Origin of the sequence: Hydrogenovibrio sp. 3SP14C1 (genome assembly GCF_029625905.1) — a bacterium.
Taxonomy (GTDB): Bacteria; Pseudomonadota; Gammaproteobacteria; order Thiomicrospirales; family Thiomicrospiraceae; genus Hydrogenovibrio.
Window position 1 is genome coordinate 59,091 of sequence record NZ_JARTLM010000005.1, and the last position, 22,533, is coordinate 81,623.

A 22,533-nucleotide genomic window follows, 5' to 3' on the forward strand; every position below is an offset into this window, starting at 1 on the left:
CAGAAAGAGAGTGTTTTATGAGTTGGCCTGCTTTTTGGTCTCAAACACCAACACAATCATGGAAAACAGCCTTATTATGGCCAGTTGGAAAACTGGTTTGCTGGGTTGCCGCGCGCCGTTTAAAACGCTTTAAAAAAAACGGGCCTGCCAAAAAAACTGCTGCGCAAGTTATTGTGGTGGGGAATATCGTGGTCGGTGGTTCAGGAAAAACGCCCTTTATTCAATGGCTAGGTAGGCGATTATCAGAACATGGTTTGAAATATGGTGTTGTCAGCCGGGGGTATGGAGGACAAAGCAAAGTGTGGCCTCAGTGGGTCACGGAACACTCTGAACCGACCATGGTAGGGGATGAACCAGTTTTGTTGGCTCAATCATTACAGTGTCCAGTGGCCGTTTCGCCTAATCGACCTGAAGCAATTGCGTTATTAGAATCCAAGTATGATTTGGATGTCATTATCAGCGACGATGGGTTACAACATTACAAAATGGCACGGGATATTGAAATTGTCATGATGGATTCGGAACGGTTGTTAGGGAACGGGTATTGTTTGCCAGCAGGCCCTTTACGAGAATCCAGAAAGCGTTTAGGTATGGTCGATTTTTTGGTTTGGAACGGCGGAGATGCATCTGAGTTGGCAAGTGATTCCAGTACTATTATGAAGCTGGTTCCCCAGCATTTTCGCTCGGTGGCTAACCCTAAAATGATTTTGCCGATTAGCAGCTTTAAACATGAAAAGACTCAGGCGATGGCGGGGATTGGTAATCCGCAGCGATTTTTCAATACATTGTCGGAACTTGGGATTGACGCAGACACAACCAGTTTTGCAGATCATAAAGCGTTTGAGTCATCCGATTTTGAAGCTTTTGAAAGTACAAAACCCTTACTTATGACGGAAAAAGATGCTGTAAAATGCCGAGCATTCGCTCAACCTAATTGGTGGTATTTAGAAGTACAGCCTTTGTGTCCGGCAACCTTTGCGCATCAGTTGTTTCATAAATTAGGGCACTATGATTTTACGATTTAATTTCCTAGCAACAGGCAACAAATAATAAAGAGAATGATTTTATGGATCCAAAATTATTAGAAATCCTGGTGTGTCCAGTAACGAAAACCCCTTTGCAGTTTGATAAGACTCAACAGGAACTTATTTCTACCGCTGCAAATTTAGCGTTTCCAGTTCGTGATGGGATTCCTATTATGCTGGAAGAAGAAGCACGTGCTTTGACAGCGGAAGAAAAAGAACGTTTTATCAAACAAAAACGTGCTTAATCGGGGATTGAATCGGTAATTATTATGTCTTTTATTGTCATTATTCCTGCTCGTTATGAGTCTTCACGATTGCTAGGAAAGCCCTTGATGGATATTCATGGAAAGCCCATGGTTGAATGGACTTGGATGCAAGCAAAAAAATCGGGCGCGAGCCGTGTGGTGATTGCGACTGAATCTGACCGGGTCAAGACGATTTGCGAATCATTTGGTGCCGAAGTTTGTTTGACTTCCGAACGTCATGAATCGGGAACAGAGCGAATTGCTGAAGTCGCTCGTGTATTAGGGTTTGATGACGATGATATTCTCGTCAATGTACAAGGTGACGAACCTTTGCTGCCGCCAGACCTGATTCATCAAGTTGCCGAAGGGCTTGAGACGCATCCCAATACTTTAATGGCAACGCTTTGCGAACCTATTTTAGATGTAGAAACGGTGTTTGACCCTCATGCGGTAAAAGTGATTCGCGATTGTAATAACTATGCATTAAATTTTACCCGTGCTCCAATGCCTTGGTCGCGTGATACCTTTTGTGTAGAACCAAAAACACTCCCTGATAATTGGCCATATCGACGTCATATCGGCCTTTATGCTTATCGTTCAGGTTTTGTGAAGCGCTATGTAGAATGGCCTGTCTGTGGGCTTGAACAAGTGGAAAAGTTAGAGCAACTGCGTGTGTTGTGGCATGGTGAAAAAATATTGGTGTTAGATGCGCTATGTGAAGCAGGGGTCGGAGTCGATACCGAACTGGACTTAATCAAAGTTCGCAAAATTATGGCTGATTTAAACCCAGAGGGAGCCCTTTAAGTGGGGAAGTTACTCAATATTTTAACGCTGGCGGCAGTGATTTATTTTATTTACTGGATGATTAAACGCCATTTTCGAAACCGAAAGCTGGCAGCTGAAGGGATTGAAATAAAGCAAGAAGGGATTCGTCCGATTACCTTATTGAGCATCGTGATGCTTGTTATGTATGGCGCTTATATGGTGTATTTCCTAGCAGTACAAGGTGACTAAGTCTTTAAATTGAAATCAACGCACTTGTCTGGCTTGTTGAACCTGTTGGCAGAGTTCGGGTAAGTGGTTGATTAAACGCGCTGTTGGGCGTTGGAAATGATTGGTGTTGATTAGGTATATTTGTTTGTTTTTAACCGCATTGATTTGTGGCCATTTTAACCAGTTTTGATACCAAATTTTTTGAACGGTATCCTCTCCCCCTAATAAAATCACATCAGGATTTCTTTTTAAAACGGTTTCCGTATCGACTTCCGGCGCAAGGATTTGTTGTTGTGCAAAAATGTTTTCAGCACCGCAAGTTTCAATCGCCTGGCTGATAAAAACGGTTCCATTGACCGTCATCATCGGGTCATCCCATATCTGATAGAAAAACCGTATTTTGGGTAAATCTTGGTATTGCCGTTTCAGTGTTTGCAATTGAGCTGTTAATTTTTTGGCATTGATTTCAGCAGCTTGAAAGGTACTTAGAAGTGTGCCTATGCGCTTAATATCATGGGGAATATCGGTTAATTTTCGGGGTTCAAACAGTTCGATTTTAAATCCCATCTGCTTGAGTCGTTCAAGTACTTTCGGTTGATTGCTTGATTGCCAGGCAAGGATAATATCCGGCTTTAACTGAATGATTTTTTCTAGATTCAAAGCATTATAAGTTCCAATAATCGGGAGTGCCTTGGCTGAATTTGGATAATTAGAGTAGGCGATGGCCCCGACCAGTTTAGACTCTGCACCTGCAGAATAAACCATTTCAGTAAGATGAGGTGAAAGGGTGATGACACGCTCATATGAAGTGGCATGAGCTCCATTCATCCATAGCAAACTACTCAGCAAAAAGCTGAGCAGTAATGTTTGTTTGGCAGAAATGCTGAAAATGCTTTTAATCATCAACTAGAGATTACCTTTGATACCCAAAAATGCTTGGAGGCCACCCGTTGAGTATACATAATTGGGTACTGAGTTGGTTGCAGGATAGTCGACAACCCCTTCTACATACTGTTGGTTGAACAGGTTCAACACCTGTCCATAAAGAGATAAGTGGCTGTTGATATGAAAGTTGGCCGTTAAATCGGTCACAAAATACTCGCCAATTTGTGCCCCTTGTCGATCATCAGCGGAATAGACAGTTCCTGTGTAATGCGTGACTAGACCGATTTGTGTTTGAGGAAGCCCAAAGTAATCGAACGTCAGGTTGGCGGTTTGCTCAGGATGATACGCCAAAACTTGGTTATCTTTATTTCTTGCATTTAACCAGGTTGCATTAAAACCAAAATCGGTTTCAATCGCTTTAAGGGTTTGTCGATAATCAAATTCGACCCCTTCGTTCAAGGTTTTTCCAGCCGCATTGGCGTAATAGTTAGAGGGCCAACTTCCTTGAGCGGTGATCAAATCTTCGGTTGTGCTTTTGAAATACGTCAACGTCGCATTATAGGCGCCTAAAGTAACGTCATACCCTTCAATGGATTCAGGTTTTAGTTCAACGGGGTTGTTGGTGGATAATTGATATAAGGAGGGCACGTTGTACCCGGTGCCGTAATTGACACCAACAAAGACGTTTGATGTGAAATGGTTTTTAAGACCTATTTTGCCCGTCGTGGCATTTTCAAAACGATTGAATTCGTCGTAACGTAGCGCTTCTGTGAGGACTAATGTATCCGTTAACAGGTTGGTATTATTAGCCCCGACGCCTGTATTATAAAAATCCTGTTTTGATCCGATATTACGATAGTGTTTGCTGTTCGCAGAAACGGTTAATTGGTCTGTAGAACGGTACTCTAATGTCGCTTGACCGCCATATTCCTCAATGGATGCTTTATATTGACTGGTTCCGTAGTTGGCATCATTCAGGGTTCGTTCAATATGATGTTCTTGAACAAAGAGTTTGGTACTCACGGCCTGACCGGAATACAGATACTGCAATTGTCTTGTTGTACTGTCATACACACTGTTACTTGTCGTATCATCAGGATTGGAACCACTGTCATAATCCGCTGTGGCAGCGGTTTGATTCACCGTCGTTTCAAAACGATGGTTTTTAACGGGAGAAAGTCCTAATTTAAAACCGACATCGGTTTGCTTAAACGCATCATTTTCAAACCGGCTCTGCGATTCATTATACTTTCGAATCACACTGAACCCATCTGTTGTATGTTGGTTGAAATGGACAAGGAAGTCCACTTTATCATTGCCAGCACCTAAGGTTGAACTGAGAACTTTTGTGTTAAAAGAGCCGGTTTTCAGGTTGACAGAAGCGTGTTTGCCACCTTTTTTGGTAATGATGTTAATGACCCCGGCTGATGCATTGGCACCCCAAGTCCCTGACTGCGGCCCTTTAATAATTTCGATGCGTTCCACATTGCTTAATTGAATATTGGCAATGCTGGCGCCAAATCCACTAGGGTCCGTTAACTCAATGCCATCTTGTAAAATTAACACTTGTCGGTCAGAGGAAGAGGCACCACGTAAGAAAATGGAAGTTTGCTGTCCAGAACCACCTGATTTTTTGATTGTTATTCCCGGAAGGGTTTTGACGGCATCGTCCAAAGTTTGATAGTGTTTTTGCTCGATTTCTTCAGCGGTAATGATTGAGATATTGGCTGTGACAGAAAGAGGGGTCTGTTCGGTTTTGTTGGCTGTCACGACAATCTTATCAAGATTTTGCGTGCTGGCATGCACTGCAGGGACACTTAGGCATACGCCTAAAAAAAGAGATAAAGGACTTACTTTAAAAGTCATGGAATTTCCTTCGTATAAATTTTTGAATTATTTAACGAAGGCAAAACGGCGGTTAATCTTCATTAACCGTTAACAACAAGGTTGAATGCGAGTATGAGTTTCAGTCAATTAATCACGTATTCAATATGTTTTCCGTATTGCCCACCGCAATCGGTTCCTATGGATGACATTCGTCAGGTTTTAGGCCGGTATCCGGGCTTAAGAGCAGTTTCCTGACGCCTTCTCAAGTTCTGGGAACTCAATGGCATGGAATCAGGTTTTCTCTATTACCGTTGCGGGGGCAGCACTGGAATGGAAACGCAAAGCGGTTTTATAAACCCTTGCGTTGGTCACCAAGTTTCCCGTTTAACTTTACTTTTTAAAGTAGAAGCACCTAAAAAAGAGGCATTATAATCGTTTCTTAAGTAGAGTTTGCTGAATTAAATTCATCTGAAAATGAAATTATTTCATATTAAATAAATAAGCTTTGTTGTTGAGGGGTTTGAGAGAAGTAAGTCGCTGCGCCAGCATACTCAACGCCCTCGATCATATCTTCTTTAGTGTACCCTAACAGTTCCATGCTCATTTGACAGATCGTGAATTTCACACCCATTTCTAGGCAAAGATCACGAAAGGCTTCAAAGCTGAGTTGGTTTTGCTTTTTGATCGTTTGTTTAAACATCCAAGTTGCTGCAGACGTCATGCCTGGAAGAGACCAGACAATGTCAGGCAGGAACCGCCAGTTTATCTGTTGAAGCCAGTTCGGGCCGAAAGGACTCTTTAAAGGCATGCCGGGATTCCCAACCGGAGAGACTTTCAGTTTTGAAGTATCTTTCAATAAACAGTTAATACCATAAAACGTAAAGAATATTTCAGCTTGTTTTCCCATGGCAACAGCGCTGCTGGCGAGGATCATAGGGGGGTAACACCAATCTAATGTTCCTTTGGATTGAATGATGCTAAAGTCGGCTGGCGTCGCAGGGGTCATTATAGGTATCCTCTTATTGGTAGGCGCTTTAGTTGATAAAAATAGCCAGGCCTGGCTATTTTTATTCGGGTTTATCTTGTTGGCGTTGTAACAGTTTTTGGGTAAATCGGTAAGACAGCCACAACGCCGGGGTGACAATGACAAAGGTAAATAACATGGACGTTATTACCTCAAATGGTTCACTGCCTTGAAAATGCGTGACGGCTCCGACGACTGCCATCATCAATAATCCATTTCGTATAGCTCGTTTGAGTGGTTGGCTTTGTATATTCATCGGGTTGCTCCTGTGTTAAGAGGGAGAGATTTATCTTGCTCCCATTCTTGGGTAGACCCGTCATAAAGTTGGACTTGTTTAAATCCTAAGCTTTGTAGCATTGGGTACAAACGCGCGGCTCGATGAGCCGTGTTGCAGTATAAAATAATCTCTTGGTCTTTATCGGTAATGCCCACTTGCTGTAAAAAGGTAGTTAGTTGTTGTGGTGAACGTTGTTGGTACCCATTTCGAAAGTCGACAGCTGCTTGCCATGGAAACAGTTGGGCGCCAGGAAGGTGTCCGGTGCGTTTTTCTTTTGGCGAACCTAAATACTCTTCCTTGGTTCGAGCATCAAGCAAAACGGTTTGTTTATGCTGAATGGCGCTTATCACTTCTTGTTTATTGGCCGTGAGTTGATCGGTCAAGGAGTGGGGCGGCGTTGGATAATTGGCAGGTTGGATTTTTGGCATCTTCTGAGTCACGGGATACCCTTTTAAAACCCATTCAACGCTTCCTCCATCTAATAAGGCGACATTTTCATGATTCAGTTTTTGAAGCTCCCAATACAGTCGGCTGGCATCTAAGTTGCCTTGGTTGTCATAAATGACGACTTGATCTTTCGGTGTGATGCCGAGTTGGGAGAGTACTTTGGCCATGTAATCAGGACCACCGCTTAATTGTAATTCTTTCTGAGGTTTGATGAGCCAAGCATAATTCACCCAAATGGCATTGGGAAGATGAAATTTCTGAAACTGGTCTCGGGCGCTTAAGTCAATCAGCTTAATGTTTTTTTGGTTTTGGTAAACCCAATCGGCTGAAACAAAAACAGGCAGTTTTGCCCAAAGTGGCGAACTGAATAAAAGGCACAACAGTAATGGAAGTAAGCGCATTGGGGTGTCCAAGTTTTAGTTAAGAAGGGGTGAGAAGGTTCTTTAAACAGGTCAGGTAGGCTTCTTCGTCAGGCAGCCCTTGCTGTTGTTGGGATTGCCACAAGGCTTCTCCCAAACAATCCATCATGGCATGTTCTGTTTCATGCACGTCCCCTATCTGATTTCCCAGTTGTTGGTATATGGCTTGAATGCCAGTCGGGCGATCAAGGGCTACTTGTTCTTGCAAGCCTAAGTGCATGCCCATATGTAAGAATGGGTTGGTTTCGCCTAGTCCCGGCAAGTAATCACTTCCCAGATGCTTTTCATTCGTCAGCATCATGTGGTACTCAGGGTGCATTTCAATGACGCGCGCGACCATTGTTTCCATTGCATCCATGGATTGATTTTGACTTGCTTTTTGCCAGGTATCAACATAAAACTGGCGCATTTTATCTCGTTCGGTGGTGTAAAACATAGTGAAAGATTCGGTATTCTTTGACGGTTGTAATTACACAATAGTTTAACGAAAACACGCGAAATTTGTGTAAAGAATTTTGGTGTAGATATGTGTTTATTGGATAACTGAGTTTTAGAGGAAAGCACGATACACAATACGTTCACAGTTATTGCACATTAAATTGGCATTAAAATTTTATACTAAATTGCATACATCGGTTAAAGTAAGCACTGAAGTGTGCAGCACGTTTTACAAGTAATTGGCTGCTGAATAATTTTTGAGGAAAAAAAGATGAGAATGAAGAACACATCCGCTCAGTTTGGTTTGGTTAGTATTGTGAATCACTGGGTGACGGCCATTTTAGTTATTGGCGTCATTGCGTTAGGCATCTATATGGGCGATTTACCTAAAGGGCCTGAAAGAGGCGAGCTTTATGATTTACATAAATCGCTAGGGGTGATTATTCTTGGCTTGTTTCTTTTAAGAGTGGTGTGGCTGAAGCTTTCTCCGAATCCTGAAAGCTTGCCTTCAACGCGCTTCGAGCACATTTTAGCGCACAGTGTGAAAGGGGTGCTGTATTTAGCACTGGTGTTGATGCCTTTATCTGGCTGGATCATGTCCAACTCCGGTGGGGATGACGTGGCGGTTTTTGATTGGTTTGTTTTACCAGCCATTGTGCCTGAAAACGAGTGGTTACATGAAGCCACTGAAGAGTTCCATGAAATTTTTGGTGAGCTGATTTTACCTGCGATTATTTTATTGCATATAGCGGGTGCCTTAAAACACCACTATATTAAAAAAGATGCAACATTGAATCGTATGTTAGGCAAAAAATAATCGACAAGGTGCTGTGCGATCTTTTAAAGAGAATTTGATGCGATTATGACATTACGTTTAAAGCTGATCTTGGTGTTACTTGGGTTCGGGTTTCTGATGCTCGAGTCAATGATGTGGGGTAACCAATACCTCCTTCATAACACGATGATTAAATATGTCGATAAGCGAGATCAACTCCGTCTTGAGCGCCTCAAAAACAATATTGAAGTCTACATGGATGAAAAAGGGGTTTTTGATACAAAAGACCTTAATTTAGATGTGTGGCAACGTTTGTTGACGGCATCACACCGGGTTGATTTGACGCACACCTATATTCCAATGGATATTCTTTTAAAAAGAGAGTATCCGAAAATGTTGGAGATTCATCCTGATGAATTTGAGAGTCGAGTCAGTTTAATCAGTAAAGAAGGCAATGTAATAATAGGTCCGGCGCCGACTAAAAATGGCATGGATGAGTCCATCATTGTTGACCGTGAAGAAGTGGGGCAGCTCGGTTATAACCATCGAAATGAGCTGACGGAAAAGACCGATATTGAATTCACGAAAGATCAATCCATGGTTTTTACCTGGGGTGCCGTTTTGATGACAGGTCTCGCGCTGTTGCTCTTATTGCCATTCGCCAGTCATTTTTTAACCCCGATCCAGAGATTAACGCAAGGCATGAGAAAGTTATCTCAAGGCAAGTTTTCAGCCCGCCTAAAGCATGATCGTAAGGATGAGTTTGGACAATTACAACAAGACTTTAATTACCTTGCCGCCAGTCTAGAAAAAAGTCAGCAAAGTAGAAATCAGTGGATTGCCGATATTTCCCATGAATTACGCACGCCATTAACCATCTTGCAAGGTAGTTTGGAAGCAATTAAAGATGGTATTCGTCCAGCTAATGAGACAAACCTTCAGCAGATCCATGAGGAAGTTTTGTGGCTGAACCGTTTGGTGGATGATTTATATCAGGTCACATTAAATGATATTGGTGGGCTGAATTATAAAATGAATCCGGTCGATTTTAAGCGTGTTGTCGAAAGTTCTATTGCGATGGTCGATGATGCGATTCATGAAAAGGGGTTACAGTTATCAACCCGTTTGCCTGAAGATGGGGTTGAGATAAATGGAGATGAATCTCGCTTGCAACAAATGGTCACGAACTTATTGTGGAATAGTATTGCTTATACAGATGCGGAAATTAAGGCTGGAGAGCCAGGAAAAATACAAATTTCGTTAACGCATAGTTCAAACGGCATCGTCTTTACGATTGAAGATTCGGCGCCCTCTGTTGATGAGGAGGAGATTGCCCATTTATTTGAACGACTGTATCGAACCGAAGGGTCTCGAAACCGTCGCCATGGTGGCGCAGGATTGGGGTTAGCAATTGTTCAGCAAATTATTGATGCTCATATGGGCACTATTTCGGTTACGCCTTCTGAGTTAGGCGGTTTGAAAGTTTCAGTTAACTTACCTGTTTAAAAGGAATGTCAATGCGTGGTGAAACCATTTTAATAGTAGAAGATGAAGTCAAAATCGCCAACATTATTCAAGAATATTTAGAAGACAGTGGGTTTAAAACCGTTTGTATTGAGAATGGTTTGGACGTTTCTGATTGGGTTCAACAACATCCGGTCGATTTAATTTTGTTGGACATTATGTTGCCCGGGAAAGATGGGCTGCAAGTCTGTAAAGAAGTGCGTGCTTTTAGCCAAGTGCCTATTATTATGCTGACTGCTAAAGTAGAAGAAATTGATCGGATTTTAGGGTTAGAGCTGGGGGCTGATGACTATATCTGCAAACCGTTTAGCCCAAGAGAACTGGTCGCACGAGTCAAAGCATTGCTTCGACGAAGTGCATTACGAATGGAAAGTCAAAAAGTTGAAGACTGGCAGATGGACGAAGAGCGTTATCAAGTCCGTTATCAGGGAAAAACAGTGAGTCTATCAATGGTTGAATTTGCTATTTTAAAGTTATTGAGTGCAAGCCCAGGGCGTATTTATTCCAGAAGCAACCTGATTGGCAGTATCTATCCCGATAATCGTGTCGTTTCTGATCGTACGGTTGATAGTCATATCAAAAAATTACGCCATAAGCTGGCAGAAGAGCTGACTCAGAAGGAATTGATTTATTCTGTTTATGGCGTCGGTTACAAGTTTGAATTTCCAGCTTGATTTGTAAATCGCATAAAAAACCCCTTTTTTTTTAAATTTACGTAAAAAACTATTGTTTTTTAGTATCGAATCTTTTAAGATTATTCCATCTTAATTTGATAAAGCTAAATTCGTCGCGAGGCGAAGACAGAAAGCCACGGATCTCCCTGAGATGGCCGGGTTACCTTTTTAACGACACGTTTAATTTAAGTGAAACCACTTAATATCATCTCGTTATTATGTTCTGTTTTTATCCATTCTATTGATTGGATTTCATTTAGCCTTTTAAGAAATTAATGACATCGTTGTACACGATAAAATCGGTAATCGTTTTTATGGTTCTCCGTTGTTGAATGATTTTTTAATTGCATTTTCTTTTGATTATTTATCAAGTTATAACCTTGTTCAGAGTGCAACTAATTTTCCTCTTTCCCATTTCTGACGTGGGAATACCACACTAGGGGGAAAATTTTTGGGGGACTTTAGGTCCCCATTTTTTTATCTTTCTGAAATACATCCTATTATTACGAATTTCTTTGCGACCATTTCTTTATTTTTAGTAAAGGATTCCTTTAGGAATCAACACTAATATCGGGTATAATTCCGCCAAAAATGTATTTAATATTCTCATAAAAACGACCAGGCCTGGCTGTTTTTGTTATTCAAAAACGTACCAATACCCAATAAGTAGATAAGTTGATTTATGTCACTGCAATTAGAAAAAAGTAAAAGACGAACTTTTGCCATTATTTCCCACCCGGATGCCGGGAAAACCACGGTTACCGAAAAACTCTTGTTATATGGTGGTGCCATTCAGATGGCGGGTGCGGTTAAAAGTCGTAAAACGGACCGTTCCGCTACGTCGGATTGGATGAAAATGGAGCAAGAAAGAGGGATTTCTGTTGCTTCCTCCGTCATGCAGTTTCCTTATAAAGAGGTCATGATTAATCTTTTGGACACGCCTGGGCATGAAGACTTTTCAGAAGATACTTATCGCACTTTAACAGCGGTTGATTCGGCATTAATGGTTATTGACGTCGCTAAAGGGGTTGAGGATAGAACCATTAAATTGATGGAAGTTTGTCGTCTAAGAGATACCCCTATTTTAACGTTTATCAACAAACTTGATCGTGAAGGGAAAGACCCGATTGAGTTATTGGATGAAGTTGAAGACGTGTTGAAAATCAATTGCGCCCCAATGACTTGGCCAATTGGTATGGGGAAACGCTTTAAGGGGATATACCACCTTTACAATGATACTGTTCGTTTGTTTGAATCGGCTGATGGTTTAAACGCTTCTGAAGGAGTATTGATCCACGGGTTAGACAATCCTGAACTGGATGAAAAACTTGGTAGTCTGGCAGAAGAACTTCGAGATGAAATTGAGCTTGTCAGAGGGGCGAGTCATGAATTTGAACTGGATGCGTTTTTAAAAGGAACATTGACGCCAGTCTTTTTTGGGTCTGCGGTCAATAACTTCGGGTTACAGGAACTATTGGATGGATTTGCGAAGTATGCACCAGCTCCAGAAGGGCGTGAAACCAAAGATCGATTTGTTAAATCAGACGAACAAAAGTTAACAGGTTTCATTTTTAAGATTCAGGCCAATATGGATCCAAAACATCGTGACCGTGTTGCGTTTATGCGAATTGTGTCAGGTAAATACGAAAAGGGCATGAGCTTAAAGCATGTCAGAATCGGTAAGGATGTCAAAATTGCAAAAGCCATTACATTCTTAGCGAATAAGCGTGATCAGGCAGAAGTGGCTTACCCTGGCGATATTATCGGCTTGCATAATCACGGCACGATTAAAATCGGGGATACCTTTACACAGGGTGAAGACTTAAAGTTTACCGGGATTCCAAACTTTGCGCCAGAGTTATTCAGACGTGCGCAACTGAAAGATCCAATGAAAATGAAAGCCTTGCAAAAGGGATTGACGCAGTTGTCAGAAGAAGGGGCGACACAGTTATTTCGTCCTATCATCAATAATGATCTCATTTTAGGGGCAGTTGGTATTCTGCAGTTTGAAGTGGTGGCTCAGCGGTTGAAAGACGAATATAACGTAACCTGTTTATTCGAACCGGTTAATGTCTCGACTGCTCGTTGGGTGGTTGGTGATAAGGCTGAGATTGATAAGTTCTTAGCGAAAGTCAAAGAGAATGTTGCTTATGATGCAGCTGGTGAGTTGGTTTATATTGCCCCGACGCGTGTCAATCTGACGTTAATAGAAGAGCGTTGGCCAGAGCTTCAATTCACCGCAACGCGTGAGCATTGAGTTAATCCTTTCTTTAAAAAAATCATGTCAATATTGATTTGGTATGATTTTTTCTTCTTGATTATTAATCGTGGTTAGAATTTTGAATAAATAATGAAGATAAATCATTTTTATTTTAATTTTTATCGCTAACCATTTGATTAAGCGTAAAAAAAATTTGATTCTTTTAAAAAATATGTTATTGTCTAGTAGTTAATTTTACGAAAGATGATAGAGTTACCTGAATGAAAGTCAGGTTTAATGAACGTTAATCACCTTATCAAAACATATTTGCCAAACTTACTGTGAAGTAAGGACGGAAAGCCACGGGTCTTTTTTTTGAAAAAGATAGCCGGGTTGCGTAGAAGAAAATGACAGCATAGAAGCGTATGTTTTCTGCCCCGTCTCAAGACAAATAAAATTAATGGTTAGGTCAAAAGTAGGGTAATAGTAGATTGTTATGAAGCTTAAAAGAAGAGAAAATATTTTTCGAACGCAAAAGAAATCTCACTTTAAAACGATTACTTTCTTTGTCGTTGCGATGATGGTGCTTGTCTCTTATGTTTATTCAGTTGATCCGACTGCTGTTATAGACATGTTGTAATCGACAGGGGTGTGCTAGATTGTGAAAACAATCGTTGCTAACCCTAGGAATACGAAAAATCCAAGAGAGTCTGTAACCGTTGTAAGCATTAGTCCTGAAGCTAAAGCAGGGTCAATTTTGATCTTATTAAGAAATAGTGGGATTAAAGCGCCTGCGAATGCCGCTGCAACCAGATTGATTAGCATTGCTGCACCAAAAATCATCCCTAACGCACTGTCCTGAAACCACAACCATGTAACGACGCTGGTTAGAAGGGCCCATAATAGACCGTTAAAACTGCCTACCGCTGTTTCTTTTAAAATCAATTTATGACTGTTCTTTGCCCCCAGTTTCCCAGTCGCGATCGCTCGGATAACAATGGTTGCCGTTTGAGTACCGGCAATTCCGCCCATGCTTGCGATAATCGGCATGAGGACAGCCAAAGCAACGACTTGCTGAATCGTCGCTTCAAAAAAACTAATGACTATTGAGGCAAAAATGGCGGTCAATAAATTAATACCTAACCAAAAAGAACGTCTTCTAGCAGAGCGAAGCGGCGGGGCAAATAAATCTTCTTCATCATCTAACCCGGCGCTGGCCATTTGAGCTCTTTCAGCTTCTTCTCGGATGATATCAACAACGTCATCGATAGTGATTCGACCCAGCACAAAGTTATTTTCATCGACAACCGCAATCGAGATTAGGTCATTTTTTTCAAAGATGGTAGCGATTTCCTTGTCGGGTACCAAGGCTTTAATTGCAAATCGTTTGGGATCCACTAAATCGGCTACAAGGGTTTCTTCGTCATGAACCAGTAAGTCATTCAGTTTTATTGTGCCTTGATATTTTCCATCTCGATCTCTGACAATCAAGTCGACCATGTCTTTTGGTAACGAGCCTATTTTACGTAACAGACGAATGACGACCTCTAGGGTAACGTCCGAGCGAACGGCTATAAAATCGGTACTCATTAGCCCACCTGCAGTATCTTCAGGGTAAGATAATGCGGTCTGAACTGCGTGTCGATTTTGTTCAGGTAATTTGGCTAATAAACTGCTCTTTTCTTCATCAGGTAAAGATTGAATGATATCTGCAATATCATCTGTTTCGAGGGCTTCGGTTAATTGAATAATCTGTTGATGATCAAGCTGGCTTAGTAAGTCAGCTCGAACTTCATCATTGGTATGACCTAAGATTTCCCCTTGTGTATCAGAAGGGAGTAATCCCCATAATTGTGACCGTTCTCTAGGGGGGGTCGCTTCCAATATTTCTGCGATTTCTTCTGCGACCAAACCTTGCAGCAGTTGTTGAATGTAATCGGTATTTTGTTCACTAACGGCTTTGTGCAGTTGTTCAGTGAGTTGAAGTTTATCAATTGTATGATGAATTTGAGACATTGGAATTTCTCGAAACAATTATGTCAATTTATCGTTAGTCTGATTATGCCTTGAAAAAGGCATAATACAACTAAAAACTTATGGGTTGATACTGTATAACTGGATTGAATTTTTTTCTTAAGATTTAGACATAAAAAAAGGGCTCTTATAAGCCCTTTTTCAGAAGAGTAAATTTTAAGCTTCTTCTTCTTCAGGAGTCATATTTTTAACCCCACCTGATTTTTGGTGGTGACTACCGATTTTTTCTTTGTGTTTAATGATCTGACGGTCTAATTTATCAATAAGAGCATCAATCGAGGCATACATATCATCACAAGTATGCTCTGCAAACAAATCTTTTCCAGAGGCATGGACGGTTGCTTCAGCTTTTTGTTGTTGTTTTTCTACCGTTAAAATAACGTGAGCATTGGTAACATGATCAAAGTGTCTTGTTAATTTCTGCATTTTTTCTGTTACATAGTCACGAAGAGCATCTGTGATTTCGATATGGTGGCCTGTAATATTGATTTGCATAGTATCGCTCCTTAATCTTATTTTTGCTGCGATTTTACAGGGAAGCTTAAAAGATACTTTAAGCTTGTTGATTCAATTTCAGTATAGCATAGAGTCAAAAAAGTAAAAGGCGTTTTCAGTTTAATTAAATGGTTTTGTAAGCGTTATTTCGTTAACTTATTGAAAGTTCTCACCTAAATAAACCCGCTTAACATCAGCGTTGCTCAGAATCTCGTGGGGAGCGCCTTGCGCGAGGATTGTACCTGCATGAAGGATGTAAGCTTGATCACAAACACCAAGTGTTTCGCGAACATTATGATCGGTAATCAAAACACCAATGCCTTTCATCTTTAAGTGCAAAATAATGTTTTGAATATCTTTAACTGAAATCGGATCAACCCCGGCAAAAGGCTCATCCAATAAAATGAAATTAGGTTCCATTGCTAAGGCGCGAGCAATTTCGACGCGACGTCTTTCTCCACCGGATAAGGCTTGGCCAAGTTGTGTGGTGATGTGGCCGATTTGAAGGTCATCAATCAACTCTTGGTATTGCTGCTGCTGTTGATCCATTGTCAGTTCAGGACGCATTTCAAGAATGGCTTTAATATTTTGTTCAACGGTCAGTTTTCGGAAAACTGAGGCTTCCTGAGGAAGGTAGCCAATGCCCAGCTTTGCTCTTTGATCTATAGATAGACTGCTGATTTCTTCATCATTTAAGAATATTTCACCTGCATCATTGGGAACCAATCCCGTCATCATGTAAAAAGTGGTTGTTTTTCCCGCGCCGTTTGGTCCTAGTAACCCAACTACTTGACCGCTTTCAACATCTAAATCGACCGAACTAACGACTCGGCGGCGCTTATAACTTTTTGCGATTTTTCTAGCATAGAAGTGAGCCATTTACGGTTGCGACTCCGGTTGTTTTTGAGTGGTGTTTGACTCTTCGGGTTCAAAAATAACAGTGATGCGTTTCTTTTCTGCTTTGTCGCCTTTGGCTGAAAGCGTTTTATCGTTTAGGTTGTAGAGTATCTCCGGACCGGAAATACTGTTTTTTCCTTGTTGATTGACGTAGGCATTTCCTTCAAGCAAAACGGTACGCTTTTCTGCATGATAAGTGATGATATCTGCTCGACCATTGACCCAATGTTGTTCTTCAGGCAAAAAACGTTTGAAGGTTGCCTGTTTTCCAACAACTAATGCCTTAATCACTTTTCTGTTTGGGTGAAAGATGGTGACTTTATCACCTTGAATGATGGTTGTCCCTTGAGTGATGATTACTTGGCCAGTATAAATGCTTTGTCCTTTTTGATCTTGTGACAGTAGGCTGTCGGCCTTGATTTCAATCGGCAAGGACTCAGAAGGATCTGTTTTCGGTTCGGCACTATAAACTTGAAAGTTGATAGTGGTAAGAAGCAACAAAAAGCTGATGGTTAAAATTTTATGAGACATGGAATTTTTTTCTGCTTTTTAATTTAAATTTAAGGTTACAAGTACTCATGGGCTTTCTGTTTTTTGGGGTTGGTAAAGTGTTTTAACATCTGACAGAAAACGGTATTTCCCTGTTGTCATATTGGCTTTAAAACCAACGCCGCTCACCGTTAAATTAGGTTCAATTATTTCAGTATAAACCTTGCTAGTTAATGTTTCTGACAATGTATTATAAGAAATCTGTTCAGATTTTAATGTTTTATTTTCTGCATCAGGCTGCTTTTCAATTGTCTGAATAACAACGTTGCCATTTAAGTGAACGATTTGATCATTTAAAGTTTTGCCTTGTTGGCTTTTAATCGTGTAGGCAGTGTTTTCTTTATCTTGGATGATGTAGGGATTTTTAAAGCGGCTTTGTTTGGTTTGGTTTTGGTAAAAGACTTCGTCAGCATAAATCACCGTTTGTTTCGCGCTGGGGTTGAGTTTGGAAACTTGCCAACTGGTTGAATTAAAGATCTGCCAGCTGTGTGTTAGGGCAACAGGTTTTGTTTGGACTGAAGGTGATTCTCTGTTCGTAGATTGTTTGAACGCGATGGTTAAAACAATTACAGCAGCAATAAATAATAAAATGACAGAGAGTTTTTTGGACATGGTGGCCTGATATTGAACGTCTCTTTGTGCATTCGTAAATAATCGTTAAAGCATAAGAGACTGCTGATTTACGTAATGATTAAGATTGTATCAGACTTCTTTGCGTAAATAAAAATCCATGTGGGCTTGCCACAAATCTTGGGATTTTAGAATGAGCTCGCATATTTCTCGGACGCATCCTTGCCCTCCGTTAAATTTGGAGATGTAATCAACACGAGGTATGACTTCATGGTCGGCATCTTGTGGGCAAACAGAAAGTCCAACGCGGGTGAGTATCGGAAGATCAAGGATGTCATCACCAATATAGGCGATTTCATCTAAATTTAAATCGAGTTTTTCAACCAGGTTCAAAAAGGTCGGAAGCTTATCAGGAACACCTTGATAAAGATGTTTAACCTTTAAATCTTGCATTCTTTTTTCGGTAAGTGGAGATTTACGCCCAGTAATAATACCGATTTCGATGCCACTTTTTTGCAACATCACCATACCGTGTCCATCGCGGGTAAAAAAGGCTTTATATTCCAATCCATCGTCACCATAGATCAGTTTGTTATCAGACAATACTCCGTCGATATCAAGGATAAGCAGTTTAATTTTAGAAGCTTTATCAGTTAAGTGTTTTTCAATAGACATGTTCTAATTCCTTTTAGCCCGCAACGCTTCTGAAATAAAGTAATAACATATAACCAATGAAGCTGGTTAACAATATATAACCTTCTGTTTTTGTAATGACGGCTTTCCCTTTACGAGGTAGTGCAACCAGTAACATGGCAAGCGTTAAGGCTAACATTATAGGGTAGTCTAATAATAACGTTGCATGATCGATAACCGAAGGGGAAATTAATGCAGGCATCGACATGACAGCCAGTAAGTTGAATAGGTTGGAACCTAAAATGTTTCCAATCATTAAGTCGGCTTCGCCTTTTTTGGCTGCTGTGATTGCTGCGGCAAGTTCTGGCAAACTTGTTCCGATGGCGACAATGGTTAGACCAATAATCATTTCAGGAACATGGAAGAACTGTGCAATTTCAACCGCACCCCAAACCATCATTTTGGCGCTAATCATTAATATCAACAATCCTAGGATGAGAAAGACTAACGCTTTTTTGTTGGTTAGTTTTGGAAGGTCTTTAAGCTCTTCAATGGTTTCTTCCGCTAAAGGGTCATTGGGGGTCATGTTTTTGTTTGCACGAATCATCCAGGTCATTACAATCAATAGCAATGCAAGAAGGATAATACCATCCGTTGTATCCAGATCCTGGTCAAGCATCAGTAAGATGCCGATTAGAGAGATACCTAATAAGATCGGAAACTCTCGTTTAAGCAGTGATGACTTAATGACAACGGGGGAGATAATGGCGGTTACCCCAAGAACTAAACCGATATTGGCAATGTTTGATCCCACTACATTACCAATTGCCAGGCCTGGACTATCGTCGATAGAGGCCAGTATGGCAACTAAAATTTCTGGTGCTGACGTTCCGAATCCTAAAACAACCACGCCGATGATCAGTGGCGAAATATTCATATGGATCGCTGTGCTAGCCGCCCCTTCAATAAAGAGATCTGAGCTCCAGACGAGGAGGGCTAACCCAACGAATAAAGTAATTAGTGGTAGAATAAGGCTGATTGTCATGTGATGTCTTTTGCTTGCTTTTTCTTTTTGAACTGAAAAAATAGTAAAGGCAGTATTATATATTTTTTTATAATTAAAATAAATAAAGTTTATAAAGGTCAGAGAAGGAATCGTGGATAACTTAATCATCGGCACACAAGGTTGGGAGTCAGAAGCTTGGTTGGACTTTTTTTACCCAGAGGGTATGCCAGAAGATTGGCGGCTTGATTTTTATAGTAATTTTTTTGAGTGTGTATTGGTTGAAGAGTCGGTCTGGAAAACATGGACTGAAGAAGCCCTCGAAGAGTTGGTTGACATGTTTGAAGAAGAAGCATTTTGGTTTTTCTTTGAGGTTTCTAATGTATTAACCGAGCAAGGAGTCATTCAACTTGAAAAAGTGAAGCGGTTTTTAAAAGAGCGCGCAGTAGGGGTAGTGTTAAAAGAAACGAATCAAAATCTTCCCGAAGTGTTAAGCGGTTATAGTGTGACATTAGTATCTAAGACGGACAAAAGAGACGGTTGGTGCTGGCAATATGAAGATGGTTATGTATCCGGTGATCCCGTGGGATATGTTGATGGGTTAAGCCGGGATGGTAAGGTGCAGTCTGCAATGTTAAAGCAGTTTATGCAGTCGTTACCAGAAGGCCAGAAAGGAGCAGCTTTCTTTATCGGTGGAGATTCTATTGATATTGACCAAGTCAAGAATTTAAAAATTGTCGGCGAAATTATGGGGTATTAAGTTTATTGTCTTTGGGTTTAAATAAAATTTTGTTAATATCTTTTGCCTTACTTTTATAAAGTCGTTTAAATAAATTATAAGTTGCACTTTGAATCATATGTCAGTCGAATCGATTATTGAAATAAAAAACTTAAGTTTTTCCCGTGGAGACCGCAAGATCTTTGAAGATCTCTCGTTAAATATTCCAGTGGGGAAAGTGACGGCGATTATGGGGCCAAGCGGAACCGGAAAAACGACGTTATTAAAGTTGATAGCAGGACAACTGCAGCCTGATAAAGGGCAAGTGCTTGTAAATGGCGAAAATGTTCATAAGTTAAGAAGAAAAAAATTATATGAATTGCGGCGAAAGATGGGGATGCTCTTTCAAAGTGGCGCTTTATTAACCGATTTAAATGTCTTTGATAATGTTGCTTTTCCAGTTAGAGAGCATACTGGATTACCAGAAGAAATTATTCGGCCATTGGTGTTAATGAAGTTGCAAGCTGTTGGTTTGAGAGGTGCTCAGGCATTAAAAGTTTCTGAACTGTCTGGTGGGATGGCGCGACGTGTTGCTTTGGCAAGGGCGATAGCGCTTGATCCTGATATGATTTTTTACGATGAGCCTTTCGTTGGGCAAGACCCTATTACAATGGGAGTTTTGATTGAATTGATTCGCAACTTAAATGATAGCCTAAATTTAACCAGTGTTGCCGTGTCACACGATGTTAATGAAGTGTTGTCCATTGCAGATTATGCTTGTGTTCTGTCAGAAGGGCGAATTATTGCTGAAGGAACAGCAGAGTCATTATTGGAATCCTCTTCAGATTACGTCAAACAGTTTCTACAAGGATTGCCTGACGGACCTGTTCCTTTTGATTACCCTGCTAAACCTTATTTACAGGATTTAAAATTATGAATCCGTTGTTTCATTTATTAGCCAGTTTAGGGGAATCGGCATTGAAGCTGTTTACCAGCTTCGGTCGAGGCACTATTTTTATGCTGTCGTTATTACCCGCCATTCCTTATTCCTTTTTAAGGTTGGATTTACTGGTTAAGCAAATATATTTTTCCGGTGTGCTGTCATTGCCGATCATCCTGACGGCTGGGTTGTTCGTTGGGATGGTTTTAAGCTTGCAAGGTTATAACGTCTTAGTTGATTATAATTCTGAAGAAGCCGTTGGAACCATGACCGCGCTTTCGTTGTTAAGAGAGTTGGGACCAGTTGTGGCAGCTTTATTATTTGCGGGTCGGGCAGGGTCTGCATTAACGGCAGAAATCGGACTAATGCGTTCAACTGAACAGCTATCAGCATTAGAAATGATGGCGGTCGACCCATTAAAGTTTGTCTTTTCACCGCGTTTTACAGCGGCGTTAATTGTATTACCGATGCTTTCTTTAATGTTTATTGCAACGGGCATTATAGGCGGATATCTTGTGGGCGTTGGCTGGCTTGGCGTTGATGAAGGTGCTTTCTGGTCGCAGATGAATGAACATGTTGATTGGAATGATGATGTGATTAACGGCATTATTAAATCCATTGCATTCGCCATTTTAATTGCAGTTATTTCCTTGTTCCAAGGATATGACGCTATTCCGACGTCTGAAGGGGTAAGCCGTGCCACGACTCGAACGGTTGTTCATTCCTCCTTAGGCGTTTTAGGGCTGGATTTTATTTTAACGGCGATGATGTTTCATTAAGTAAATTAATTTAATTAAAGAGCAACAAATTTTAGGATAATCAGAATGACTCGACGAAAAATAATTGAAATTTGGGTAGGTGCTTTTGTGTTGCTGGCAATGGTTTCTTTAGTCATGATTGCTTTGAAAGTCAGTAATTTTCAAGGTATTCAGGACAAACCGACTTATCAGATTAATGCCCTTTTTAGTAACATTGGTGGTTTAAAAGTGCGCTCGCCCGTTAAAATTAGTGGTGTCGTGATCGGCCGAGTCAGTGATATTTCAGTTGATAAACTCACTTATCAAGCACGCGTTACAATGCAAATTGATACGGATTACAATGAACTTCCTTTAGATACCTCAGCATCTATTCTAACGTCGGGTCTGTTAGGCGATCAGTATATCGGACTGGAACCTGGAGCGGATGATGTGTATTTAAGGGAGGGGGATCAATTAGATTTGGTGCAGCCTGCCTTAGTACTTGAAGAGTTGATTGGTCAGTTCTTAACCAAGTTTGCAGACAGTGGGGGCAGCTCAAAATGAATTATTTTAAATCTTTTTTGTTAACGTTATCGCTTCTAGGCGCTAGTGGGGTAGCTTGCGCTCAAGTCATTCCACAGGACAATCCAGAAACACTTGTGAAAGAGCTTTCAGAAACGGTTGTGACCGAAGTCGATGCCCGACGTGAAGAATTAGAGGCCGATCCTCAAAAGATTAAAACGTTTGCGGATGAGTTCGTTTTACCTTATGTCGATACACCGAAAATGGCACGATATGTGATGGGGCGTTATTGGAGAATGGCAACGGCAAAGCAGCAAGCGGCCTTTGTCGATGCTTTTACGAATACTCTATTGCGATCTTATTCCAGAAGTATCTTAAAGTTAAAAGTGACCAGCATTGTCGTAGAGAAAATGATTGAAACCCGAGAAGGGCGTGCCTCGATAAAAACGGAAGTGACACAGGCTGATGGCAATAAGTCCACTGTGGTTTATCGTGCCTATTTGAATAAGAAAAGCCAAAAGTGGTTTTTATATGATGTCTCAATTGAAGGGATAAGCATGCTGCTTAACTACCGAAAATCGTTTGCATCTGAATTCCAGAAACTTGGTATTGATGAGGTGATTGAAAGCTTGGTCGTTAAAAATAATGAAACCAAATTGGCCGAGCCAGAAGAGAGCTAAGC

Annotated in this window: 27 protein-coding genes and 3 riboswitches; of the genes, 14 read left to right on the forward strand and 13 right to left on the reverse strand. The window is 40.9% G+C overall.

The window, feature by feature from the left end; all coding sequences use genetic code 11:
- Positions 1–17 precede the first annotated feature (17 nt).
- The 4 genes from lpxK to P8629_RS05305 are packed head-to-tail and all read left to right on the forward strand — an operon-like array spanning position 18 to position 2,284.
- A complete protein-coding gene (gene lpxK, locus P8629_RS05290) occupies positions 18–1,025 on the forward strand; it encodes a tetraacyldisaccharide 4'-kinase (RefSeq protein WP_278165081.1) in 1,008 nt (335 codons plus the stop codon).
- 41 nt (positions 1,026–1,066) lie between these two features.
- Complete coding sequence (locus P8629_RS05295) at positions 1,067–1,270, forward strand: Trm112 family protein (protein ID WP_278165082.1); 204 nt, start codon at positions 1,067–1,069, stop codon at positions 1,268–1,270.
- 24 nt (positions 1,271–1,294) lie between these two features.
- A complete protein-coding gene (gene kdsB, locus P8629_RS05300) occupies positions 1,295–2,074 on the forward strand; it encodes a 3-deoxy-manno-octulosonate cytidylyltransferase (protein ID WP_278165083.1) in 780 nt (259 codons plus the stop codon).
- Positions 2,075–2,284, forward strand: coding sequence for a hypothetical protein (locus tag P8629_RS05305; protein ID WP_278165084.1), 210 nt, complete (start codon positions 2,075–2,077; stop codon positions 2,282–2,284).
- A 15-nt stretch (positions 2,285–2,299) separates the two neighbouring features.
- Here P8629_RS05305 and P8629_RS05310 read toward each other — a convergent pair whose 3' ends face one another.
- From P8629_RS05310 to P8629_RS05335, 6 genes are all read right to left on the reverse strand, one after another.
- Entirely contained in the window at positions 2,300–3,166 is an 867-nt protein-coding gene (locus tag P8629_RS05310) for a cobalamin-binding protein (RefSeq protein WP_278165085.1), read from the reverse strand.
- Positions 3,167–3,169: 3 nt separating this feature from the next.
- Positions 3,170–5,014 (reverse strand): TonB-dependent receptor plug domain-containing protein, encoded by a 1,845-nt coding sequence (locus P8629_RS05315; RefSeq protein ID WP_278165086.1) that lies wholly within the window; start codon positions 5,012–5,014, stop codon positions 3,170–3,172.
- Between the two features lie 166 nt (positions 5,015–5,180).
- A riboswitch (cobalamin riboswitch) is annotated at positions 5,181–5,406 on the reverse strand.
- A gap of 59 nt (positions 5,407–5,465) precedes the next feature.
- Positions 5,466–5,981: a DsrE/DsrF/DrsH-like family protein gene (locus P8629_RS05320; RefSeq protein WP_278165087.1), complete on the reverse strand. Its 516-nt coding sequence runs from the start codon at positions 5,979–5,981 to the stop codon at positions 5,466–5,468.
- 61 nt (positions 5,982–6,042) lie between these two features.
- On the reverse strand, positions 6,043–6,255 hold the full coding sequence (locus P8629_RS05325; RefSeq protein ID WP_278165088.1) for a hypothetical protein: 213 nt from the start codon (positions 6,253–6,255) through the stop codon (positions 6,043–6,045).
- Positions 6,252–7,124: a sulfurtransferase gene (locus tag P8629_RS05330; RefSeq protein ID WP_278165089.1), complete on the reverse strand. Its 873-nt coding sequence runs from the start codon at positions 7,122–7,124 to the stop codon at positions 6,252–6,254. Before P8629_RS05330 ends, P8629_RS05325 begins: the two co-directional genes overlap by 4 nt.
- Before the next feature lie 19 nt (positions 7,125–7,143).
- Complete coding sequence (locus P8629_RS05335) at positions 7,144–7,551, reverse strand: DUF1841 family protein (protein WP_278165090.1); 408 nt, start codon at positions 7,549–7,551, stop codon at positions 7,144–7,146.
- Positions 7,552–7,851: 300 nt separating this feature from the next.
- Here P8629_RS05335 and P8629_RS05340 point away from each other — a divergent pair, with 300 nt between their 5' ends.
- The 5 genes from P8629_RS05340 to P8629_RS05360 all read left to right on the forward strand — a co-directional run bounded on the left by P8629_RS05340 (position 7,852) and on the right by P8629_RS05360 (position 13,393).
- Positions 7,852–8,397, forward strand: coding sequence for a cytochrome b (locus P8629_RS05340; protein WP_278165091.1), 546 nt, complete (start codon positions 7,852–7,854; stop codon positions 8,395–8,397).
- A 45-nt stretch (positions 8,398–8,442) separates the two neighbouring features.
- A complete protein-coding gene (locus tag P8629_RS05345) occupies positions 8,443–9,861 on the forward strand; it encodes an ATP-binding protein (RefSeq protein ID WP_278165092.1) in 1,419 nt (472 codons plus the stop codon).
- An 11-nt stretch (positions 9,862–9,872) separates the two neighbouring features.
- Positions 9,873–10,553 (forward strand): response regulator, encoded by a 681-nt coding sequence (locus P8629_RS05350; RefSeq protein WP_278165093.1) that lies wholly within the window; start codon positions 9,873–9,875, stop codon positions 10,551–10,553.
- A gap of 93 nt (positions 10,554–10,646) precedes the next feature.
- Positions 10,647–10,721: riboswitch (cyclic di-GMP riboswitch) on the forward strand.
- A gap of 514 nt (positions 10,722–11,235) precedes the next feature.
- Positions 11,236–12,810 (forward strand): peptide chain release factor 3, encoded by a 1,575-nt coding sequence (locus P8629_RS05355; RefSeq protein ID WP_278165094.1) that lies wholly within the window; start codon positions 11,236–11,238, stop codon positions 12,808–12,810.
- Between the two features lie 262 nt (positions 12,811–13,072).
- Positions 13,073–13,154: riboswitch (cyclic di-GMP riboswitch) on the forward strand.
- A 95-nt stretch (positions 13,155–13,249) separates the two neighbouring features.
- Positions 13,250–13,393 (forward strand): hypothetical protein, encoded by a 144-nt coding sequence (locus tag P8629_RS05360; RefSeq protein WP_278165095.1) that lies wholly within the window; start codon positions 13,250–13,252, stop codon positions 13,391–13,393.
- 14 nt (positions 13,394–13,407) lie between these two features.
- On the opposite strand, the gene mgtE is transcribed toward P8629_RS05360, so the two are convergent.
- From mgtE to P8629_RS05395, 7 genes are all read right to left on the reverse strand, one after another.
- Positions 13,408–14,769, reverse strand: a complete 1,362-nt coding sequence (gene mgtE / locus P8629_RS05365; RefSeq protein WP_278165096.1) for a magnesium transporter — start codon at positions 14,767–14,769, stop codon at positions 13,408–13,410.
- A 174-nt stretch (positions 14,770–14,943) separates the two neighbouring features.
- Entirely contained in the window at positions 14,944–15,282 is a 339-nt protein-coding gene (gene hpf / locus P8629_RS05370; protein WP_278165097.1) for a ribosome hibernation-promoting factor, HPF/YfiA family, read from the reverse strand.
- Positions 15,283–15,438: 156 nt separating this feature from the next.
- On the reverse strand, positions 15,439–16,161 hold the full coding sequence (gene lptB / locus P8629_RS05375) for an LPS export ABC transporter ATP-binding protein (RefSeq protein ID WP_278165098.1): 723 nt from the start codon (positions 16,159–16,161) through the stop codon (positions 15,439–15,441).
- Entirely contained in the window at positions 16,162–16,710 is a 549-nt protein-coding gene (gene lptA, locus P8629_RS05380) for a lipopolysaccharide transport periplasmic protein LptA (protein WP_278165099.1), read from the reverse strand. It abuts the gene before it with no gap.
- Positions 16,711–16,755: 45 nt separating this feature from the next.
- The gene (lptC, locus tag P8629_RS05385; protein ID WP_278165100.1) at positions 16,756–17,340 is read right to left on the reverse strand and encodes an LPS export ABC transporter periplasmic protein LptC; all 585 of its coding nucleotides are present in this window, start codon (positions 17,338–17,340) and stop codon (positions 16,756–16,758) included.
- A 90-nt stretch (positions 17,341–17,430) separates the two neighbouring features.
- Positions 17,431–17,973 (reverse strand): KdsC family phosphatase, encoded by a 543-nt coding sequence (locus P8629_RS05390; RefSeq protein ID WP_278165101.1) that lies wholly within the window; start codon positions 17,971–17,973, stop codon positions 17,431–17,433.
- Positions 17,974–17,986: 13 nt separating this feature from the next.
- The gene (locus P8629_RS05395; RefSeq protein WP_278165102.1) at positions 17,987–18,976 is read right to left on the reverse strand and encodes a calcium/sodium antiporter; all 990 of its coding nucleotides are present in this window, start codon (positions 18,974–18,976) and stop codon (positions 17,987–17,989) included.
- A gap of 112 nt (positions 18,977–19,088) precedes the next feature.
- On the opposite strand from P8629_RS05395, the gene P8629_RS05400 reads away from it, so the two are divergent.
- The 5 genes from P8629_RS05400 to P8629_RS05420 all read left to right on the forward strand — a co-directional run bounded on the left by P8629_RS05400 (position 19,089) and on the right by P8629_RS05420 (position 22,531).
- Positions 19,089–19,694: a hypothetical protein gene (locus P8629_RS05400; RefSeq protein ID WP_278165103.1), complete on the forward strand. Its 606-nt coding sequence runs from the start codon at positions 19,089–19,091 to the stop codon at positions 19,692–19,694.
- A 97-nt stretch (positions 19,695–19,791) separates the two neighbouring features.
- Positions 19,792–20,589: an ATP-binding cassette domain-containing protein gene (locus P8629_RS05405; protein WP_278165223.1), complete on the forward strand. Its 798-nt coding sequence runs from the start codon at positions 19,792–19,794 to the stop codon at positions 20,587–20,589.
- Positions 20,586–21,371 (forward strand): lipid asymmetry maintenance ABC transporter permease subunit MlaE, encoded by a 786-nt coding sequence (gene mlaE, locus P8629_RS05410; RefSeq protein WP_278165104.1) that lies wholly within the window; start codon positions 20,586–20,588, stop codon positions 21,369–21,371. Before P8629_RS05405 ends, mlaE begins: the two co-directional genes overlap by 4 nt.
- Before the next feature lie 45 nt (positions 21,372–21,416).
- Positions 21,417–21,893, forward strand: coding sequence for an outer membrane lipid asymmetry maintenance protein MlaD (gene mlaD / locus P8629_RS05415; protein WP_278165105.1), 477 nt, complete (start codon positions 21,417–21,419; stop codon positions 21,891–21,893).
- A complete protein-coding gene (locus P8629_RS05420; RefSeq protein ID WP_278165106.1) occupies positions 21,890–22,531 on the forward strand; it encodes an MlaC/ttg2D family ABC transporter substrate-binding protein in 642 nt (213 codons plus the stop codon). The genes mlaD and P8629_RS05420 overlap by 4 nt, the downstream gene beginning before the upstream one ends.
- The last annotated feature ends 2 nt before the right edge of the window (positions 22,532–22,533 follow it).

Bases quoted from the DNA above. Each gene is read 5' to 3' on its own strand.
- lpxK (WP_278165081.1), top strand. From the start codon at position 18: ATGAGTTGGCCTGCTTTTTGGTCTCAAACACCAACACAATCATGGAAA.
- P8629_RS05295 (WP_278165082.1), top strand. From the start codon at position 1,067: ATGGATCCAAAATTATTAGAAATCCTGGTGTGTCCAGTAACGAAAACC.
- kdsB (WP_278165083.1), top strand. From the start codon at position 1,295: ATGTCTTTTATTGTCATTATTCCTGCTCGTTATGAGTCTTCACGATTG.
- P8629_RS05310 (WP_278165085.1), bottom strand. From the start codon at position 3,166: ATGATTAAAAGCATTTTCAGCATTTCTGCCAAACAAACATTACTGCTC.
- P8629_RS05315 (WP_278165086.1), bottom strand. From the start codon at position 5,014: ATGACTTTTAAAGTAAGTCCTTTATCTCTTTTTTTAGGCGTATGCCTA.
- P8629_RS05320 (WP_278165087.1), bottom strand. From the start codon at position 5,981: ATGACCCCTGCGACGCCAGCCGACTTTAGCATCATTCAATCCAAAGGA.
- P8629_RS05325 (WP_278165088.1), bottom strand. From the start codon at position 6,255: ATGAATATACAAAGCCAACCACTCAAACGAGCTATACGAAATGGATTA.
- P8629_RS05330 (WP_278165089.1), bottom strand. From the start codon at position 7,124: ATGCGCTTACTTCCATTACTGTTGTGCCTTTTATTCAGTTCGCCACTT.
- P8629_RS05335 (WP_278165090.1), bottom strand. From the start codon at position 7,551: ATGCGCCAGTTTTATGTTGATACCTGGCAAAAAGCAAGTCAAAATCAA.
- P8629_RS05340 (WP_278165091.1), top strand. From the start codon at position 7,852: ATGAGAATGAAGAACACATCCGCTCAGTTTGGTTTGGTTAGTATTGTG.
- P8629_RS05345 (WP_278165092.1), top strand. From the start codon at position 8,443: ATGACATTACGTTTAAAGCTGATCTTGGTGTTACTTGGGTTCGGGTTT.
- P8629_RS05350 (WP_278165093.1), top strand. From the start codon at position 9,873: ATGCGTGGTGAAACCATTTTAATAGTAGAAGATGAAGTCAAAATCGCC.
- P8629_RS05355 (WP_278165094.1), top strand. From the start codon at position 11,236: ATGTCACTGCAATTAGAAAAAAGTAAAAGACGAACTTTTGCCATTATT.
- P8629_RS05360 (WP_278165095.1), top strand. From the start codon at position 13,250: ATGAAGCTTAAAAGAAGAGAAAATATTTTTCGAACGCAAAAGAAATCT.
- mgtE (WP_278165096.1), bottom strand. From the start codon at position 14,769: ATGTCTCAAATTCATCATACAATTGATAAACTTCAACTCACTGAACAA.
- hpf (WP_278165097.1), bottom strand. From the start codon at position 15,282: ATGCAAATCAATATTACAGGCCACCATATCGAAATCACAGATGCTCTT.
- lptB (WP_278165098.1), bottom strand. From the start codon at position 16,161: ATGGCTCACTTCTATGCTAGAAAAATCGCAAAAAGTTATAAGCGCCGC.
- lptA (WP_278165099.1), bottom strand. From the start codon at position 16,710: ATGTCTCATAAAATTTTAACCATCAGCTTTTTGTTGCTTCTTACCACT.
- lptC (WP_278165100.1), bottom strand. From the start codon at position 17,340: ATGTCCAAAAAACTCTCTGTCATTTTATTATTTATTGCTGCTGTAATT.
- P8629_RS05390 (WP_278165101.1), bottom strand. From the start codon at position 17,973: ATGTCTATTGAAAAACACTTAACTGATAAAGCTTCTAAAATTAAACTG.
- P8629_RS05395 (WP_278165102.1), bottom strand. From the start codon at position 18,976: ATGACAATCAGCCTTATTCTACCACTAATTACTTTATTCGTTGGGTTA.
- P8629_RS05405 (WP_278165223.1), top strand. From the start codon at position 19,792: ATGTCAGTCGAATCGATTATTGAAATAAAAAACTTAAGTTTTTCCCGT.
- mlaE (WP_278165104.1), top strand. From the start codon at position 20,586: ATGAATCCGTTGTTTCATTTATTAGCCAGTTTAGGGGAATCGGCATTG.
- mlaD (WP_278165105.1), top strand. From the start codon at position 21,417: ATGACTCGACGAAAAATAATTGAAATTTGGGTAGGTGCTTTTGTGTTG.
- P8629_RS05420 (WP_278165106.1), top strand. From the start codon at position 21,890: ATGAATTATTTTAAATCTTTTTTGTTAACGTTATCGCTTCTAGGCGCT.